Source organism: Bradyrhizobium sp. CCBAU 65884 (assembly GCF_028128835.1).
GTDB classification, from domain to species: Bacteria; Pseudomonadota; Alphaproteobacteria; order Rhizobiales; family Xanthobacteraceae; genus Bradyrhizobium; species Bradyrhizobium ottawaense.
In genome coordinates, this window is record NZ_LBJU01000054.1 from 1 (window position 1) to 5,596 (window position 5,596).

4 protein-coding genes and 2 pseudogenes are annotated in these 5,596 nt (G+C 58.8%); all 6 read left to right on the top strand.

What is annotated here, in order from left to right:
• On the top strand, window positions 1–249 hold a 249-nt coding region (locus XI03_RS01835; protein WP_271591134.1), incomplete at its 5' end, for a hypothetical protein.
• Between the two features lie 326 nt (window positions 250–575).
• Window positions 576–1,112, top strand: coding sequence for a hypothetical protein (locus XI03_RS01840; protein ID WP_271591135.1), 537 nt, complete (start codon window positions 576–578; stop codon window positions 1,110–1,112).
• A 13-nt stretch (window positions 1,113–1,125) separates the two neighbouring features.
• Window positions 1,126–2,577 (top strand): c-type cytochrome, encoded by a 1,452-nt coding sequence (locus XI03_RS01845; RefSeq protein ID WP_271591136.1) that lies wholly within the window; start codon window positions 1,126–1,128, stop codon window positions 2,575–2,577.
• Between the two features lie 124 nt (window positions 2,578–2,701).
• Window positions 2,702–3,967, top strand: coding sequence for a cytochrome P450 (locus XI03_RS01850; RefSeq protein WP_271591137.1), 1,266 nt, complete (start codon window positions 2,702–2,704; stop codon window positions 3,965–3,967).
• Window positions 3,968–4,116: 149 nt separating this feature from the next.
• Window positions 4,117–4,332 (top strand): annotated as a pseudogene (locus XI03_RS01855) (transposase); the annotation flags it as partial.
• Between the two features lie 691 nt (window positions 4,333–5,023).
• A pseudogene (locus XI03_RS01860) lies at window positions 5,024–5,596 on the top strand (HlyD family secretion protein); the annotation flags it as partial.

Here is a 5,596-nt window from a genome sequence, read left to right on the forward strand (position 1 = left end):
AAATCCGTCCGGAATGAAATCGGAATGCCTGGCCGGCTTCGCGTCGGAATCAGTGGCCGGCTTCATCGGAATACGCAGTTCAAACGTCAGGGCAATCGGTTTGCTGGAATTTGGCAGCGGAAGAGCGCCAACATCTCGATGGCCAAGGATATCGTCACCATCGGGCAGACGAACCTAGTGCGGCCGGGAACGCAGCAATGTTCGCCGTCTGCATCATCGCGATCGGCCTGGCCGGCTCTGTGCTCATGATCATTGCGTCCTATGGAGTCCTGATCTCCGAGTGCGAGACTATTCCCCCTGTGGCGCCCGTCCGAGTCCGTCGCCCGCGCACCAGCGCGAATCTGCCCCAGCGGCCCCGAAGTCACATTGCAAATTGGATCGGACGAGGGATGGCGGCTCGAACAAGAGCTCGTCCGTACGCTGCCGAGATGTCCTTGTTGTGCGATCACGTTAGGTTGCCGTTTGTGACGCAGAAAGATAGTGATCGCGTCTCGGTCGCCTACAAGATCATGTAGTTTTAGTAGTGCTGTTTACACGGCTTTCTCCTGAAGACCGCCGCTGACACCGGGGAAGCCATGTCGACAGTTACCAGCGCAATTCGGCGCCTTTGGTGGCGACGCTTTCTTGCTCTTCTGGCGATCATCGTGGTCATTGCTTTGATCGCAGTCATGACCAGCCCCCAGCTTGGCGCGATAATTGAAGCTCTGACGCCGCCTGGTCTCCCTGAACCGGTTTCCGTGAGCGAGCAGGTTTCGCTCGATCAGGGCTGGAACGCCGAGGACGCCGATCGATTCCATCACAAAGCCCAGGGCACGCAGACCTTACCGATCCCGCTGTCATGGTTTCTCGCCCTGGAAGCGCCGCTGAACTCGCTTTTCGCTATCCCCTTTTTCAAACGAGAACGGTTTGCCGACAACCGCTATTTACTGCGGTTTGGATTCATAAAGTCTGCCGAAAGCGAGAACAATGAGTACGGTTTGCCGATCGGCTTTGCATATTCGCCATTTCAGTCGATCCGCGGACTTTCGCGTAAGGACACTGCCGTCGGATTGACCTGTGCCGCGTGCCACACCGGCCAACTGATCTTCAAAAGACAGGCGCTAAGTCATTGAAGGCGGCCCCGCCGTGACCGATCTTGGTCAATTGACAAATGCGCTCGGCGCTGCGCTCGCACAGACCGCCTTGTCGGCAAAGTTGCCCTTCTTCGACGGCCGCTTCAGGCGGTTTGCGAAGGCCGTTTTAGGAACCGAGTACAGCGATCTGACACGCGTCCAGCTGTCCAAGGAACTCGATGGCATACTTGGTGCGCTGATCAATCAGCCCGCTGGGATCGACGTCACGGAAGGATTTACCCGGCTCGATGCCCTCAATCGCATCGGCAACCAGATGTTCGCGCTCGATGCCGAACGCTACGGCAACTATGTCAACATCAATGCTCCTGTCACTTACCCGCACATCTGGACATCGTCATGGTTCGATTGGGTGCAGTACGACGGCTCGATCATGCAGCCGTTGGTGCGCAATGCCGGCGAGGCGATGGGGGTTTCGGCGGAGCTCAACCTCAATGCCCCGCCCAAGCAGGGACGCTTCGCGACCAGCATCCCCTTCGATAATTTGCACTGGAGCGAACAACAGCTCGCAGGAAAGGACCAGCCGCTGGTGGCGAAGGCCTTCACCGGCCTGAATGCGCCGACTTGGCCCAACAGCTTTCCTGCGATCGACAAAGCCAAGGCCGCAGTGGGAGCCCAGCTTTACGAGAAACATTGCAGCGGCTGTCATCTTCCAGCGCTGACGCCGGACATCGTGCAGGGCAAGGCCCCGGACGCGGAGTTCTGGAAGAACTTCGGCACTATCCGCTGGCGGGGCCGCGATGGACAGGAGAAGCAGACGACGGAATCCGCACTCAACGTCAGGATCATCAAGCAAAGCCATATCGGCACCGATCCGGCCCAGGGCAACGTGCTGCGCAACCGCAGCGCGGACACCGCCGGCCGCGAACTGGCTCGGGTGGGCCAAAGCAGCCCCGGACTCGGTCTCGACATCGATGTCTGCCAAAGGAAGGCTGATAACACGCTGGATACGACCCACATCTCCGACCATGCAATGCAACTCTACGCGCCTGCGCTCGGCGCCGTGGTCCAACTGGGCATCGACGAATGGCTTCGGTCGACCGGGACGGTCCGCGCGCAGATCGAAGGCGATCGGCCGAACTGTCTCGCGGCAGGTTTCGGCTATAAGGCGCGTCCGCTGAACGGCGTATGGGCGACTGCCCCGTTCCTGCACAACGGCTCGGTGCCGACGATCTACGACCTGCTCAGCCCCGTTGCGGAGCGCCCAAAAGTCTTCCTGCTCGGTGAGCCCAGCTTCGATCCCGTCCGCGTCGGTATCGTGACGCGGACGGTCGCTCCTAAAGGCAGGACCTACGACAGCAAGGGCTACTTCATTCTCGATACATCGAGGTCCGCCAATCGCAATACCGGGCACGAGTTCTCGAATGACAAGCATGAGGGCGTCATTGGCCCCGCGCTGTCTCCCGAGGAGCGCAACGCAATAATCGAGTTCCTCAAGTCGATCTGAATTTTTTTGGCCAGCTTTAATAGGCGCCGTATCGAAGACCATCTCGCTCCCGCAGGGGAAAGGTGGACGGAGGCTGGATCGACCGATACGGGCGATGCTTTTCTCGAGTTAGGGTGCGGCAGCAATGGCGGAGCAGAAACAGGGTCTGGCGGCCAAATTCCTGAAATGGATGATCGCCAAACATCCGGATGCGTTATTCGCACTAATCCGGCGCGTCAGGCCCAACCTGGCGTTGGGCGCCGACGGGCCGGTGTTCATCACCCGCTTCGCCGACGTGCAAGAAGCGCTGAGCCGGCCCGACATCTTCAACGTCACCTACGCGCCGATGATGGACCGTTCGGTCGGCCCCTTTATGCTCGGCCGGGACTGCACCGAAATCAACCAGCGCCACAAGGGTATCATGCGCGCCTTCATGCGCATGGAGGATCTGCCGGCAATTCGCCAGAAAGTCCGCAGCCTCGCCAACGCGTCCGTCGAAAAGCAGCTCTATAACCAGAATCAGATCGACGTGGTCAGCACGTTGTCGCGCCTGGTGCCCATTCAGTGGACCGGAGAATATTTCGGCTTTCCCGGGCCCGATCTGGCGTCGATGTTCCGCTGGTCGCGCGCCACGCAGTACGACATGTTCCACAACCTGGACAAAGATCCGAAGGTGCACCAGGACAACATTGACGCTGGGCAGGAGATGCGCGCCTATCTGACACAGCTGCTCCCGCAGCGGCGCGAGCAGCTGAAAAATGGCGCACCGCTCGACGAAATGTTCAGTCGCTTGCTGAAAAGCCATTTTGACGACTCAATCGGCTTCGCCGACGAACGCATTATAACCAATATGATGGGCACGCTGGTCGGCGTCGGCGGAATCGAGACGACCTCGGCGGGCATCGTGCAGCTCCTCGAGCAGTTGTTCAAACGTCCGAAGATCCTGAAGGAGGCGATCGATGTCGCCTACAGCGACGACGATCATCTGATGTATCGCTATTGCTGGGAAGCGCTGCGCTTCAACCCGATCAACCCGTTCGTGGTGCGCCAGTGCCGAACCGATTACCGGATAGCCAAGGGCTCGCTGCGCGCGGCAACAGTCAAGGCCGGCAGCACGGTGCTGATCTCGACCCGGTCGGCGATGCGCGACGGCTTGCAATTGCCGGCGCCGTCCAGCTTCGCCATCGACCGCCCGGAGTCGGTATATTTGCATTTGGGCTACGGGATGCACACCTGCCTTGGCGACCAGATCAGCCGTATCCAGGTTCCGGAAATCGTTCGTCGCATCCTGCAGATCCGGGGGGTGCGTCCCGCTGCGGAGATTGACTACGCAGGAGGCCGTTTCCGGAGCGTTATCCGATCACCTACGACACGGCCGCCTGAGGGCAGACTTGCCAGCAACGCGCCGTGACTAGGGAATGATCCGGCCGCTGGCGTGGTGGCCTCTGGCTTCAGCAGTAGGTCGGTGGGGCACTGGGCGACTATGATCAAAAGATTCGCGAAGTCTCCGTCACGCGATACGCGTGAAATGCGTGAGGCAATAATCAATCGTGTCGGGCCATGGACAATCTGGGCAGCCACAAAGGCGCCGGCGTCCGCGCGGCGATCGAGGCTGCCGGTGCAAAGCTCCTCTATCTTCCGCCCTACAGTCCCGACTTCGATCCGATCGAGAACGCCTTCTCGAAACTGAAAGCGCTGCTGCGTACGGCCGCCGAGCGTACCGTCGAAGGCCTGTGGGCTGCCATCGGACGTTGCCTCGACCGGGAGCCCTCCTGATCAGGCCGTCTATGATTAGCCAAACCTCCCAGGCCGCATTACTCAGCACCAAACGATCTCCCAAAGCTTCCATCGCGAGACTTAATCCGATTTGCGACCGTACGTTAGAACATGACAAAGACTGTCCGATTTCCGACATGCAGTCGGTCTGGTACACTTCAGTGAAGCAATATTCCTTACTGATGAAGCGTGTCGCAGTTGGCACAGGGTTTGAACAGAGAGGTGCATCCACGGCGGCGGCCTACGAAGCGGCGGCTACACCAACGCTTCTTCGGCTGTGGCCTTTTGGCGCAATGACACGAGCTGCCACATGGAGTCGGTCTCAATAGCACGTCACAAAAATTGCCCTCAATGTGGCTCTGCATTGGTCCACCTCGAGTGGCATGAACGCATCGGTGCGCGGAAGGTCCAAGATCTTTGGCGCTGCTGGAACTGCGGGAATGAATTCATGAACGTTTTCACTTCTGACGAGACGGACCCTCCCGCCGCTGAGATCACGAAGCTAGTTACCAGCCTGTTAGTCTGATCATGATGCTGGGCCGCTAACACTCGCATCCGAGCGGCACTGGACTTGTCAATCCAAAGCAGGGCGGAGGGCAGCTTAGGCGAAAACGATTGGACCGTAGGCTGCTCAGAAATACGCTCCGCGAACTTCCCGTCATAAATGCAGTAATGCAGTAGGAAGGTCCTTATGAGGCTCGTACGTGCAATCGTCGGCGTGGCCCTGTTGGCAGTGGCATTGTACGTTATTATTGGTGAGCACTTCGCTGGAACATCGGCGGATGCTACGCTCAATGCTCGACTCTACATCGTTCGCGCCCCGATCGAAGGAAAGGTAACGCTTGCCGTGAAGAGCATCGGCGCGCGCATTAGTCCCGGCGAGCTCATAGCAGAAATCAACGACCAACGCTTCGATACCGCGAGGCTTCTTGAGCTTGATCGCGATCGCACGAACCAGCAGATCGAGCTCAACCGTCTCGTTGGCCAGCGAGAGGCATTGTCCGCATCCATGTCTCGCTTCGATGTTCAATCAACTGATTACCAGCGCGGAAGGGTTCGGCAGATTGAGGCTCGAATTGCCGAAACGAAAGCAGCTCAAGACGCTGCGGCAACACGCCTTCGTCAAGCGGACGCAGAATTCAAGCGAGCAAACGAGCTAAGCACGCGTGGTGTACAGACGGCGGCGAATTTAGATCGCGCTCGCGCAACTTACGACGTAGCGCAGCAAGAACTGGAGAGTGCGCAGCAGCGAGTGAAATATTTA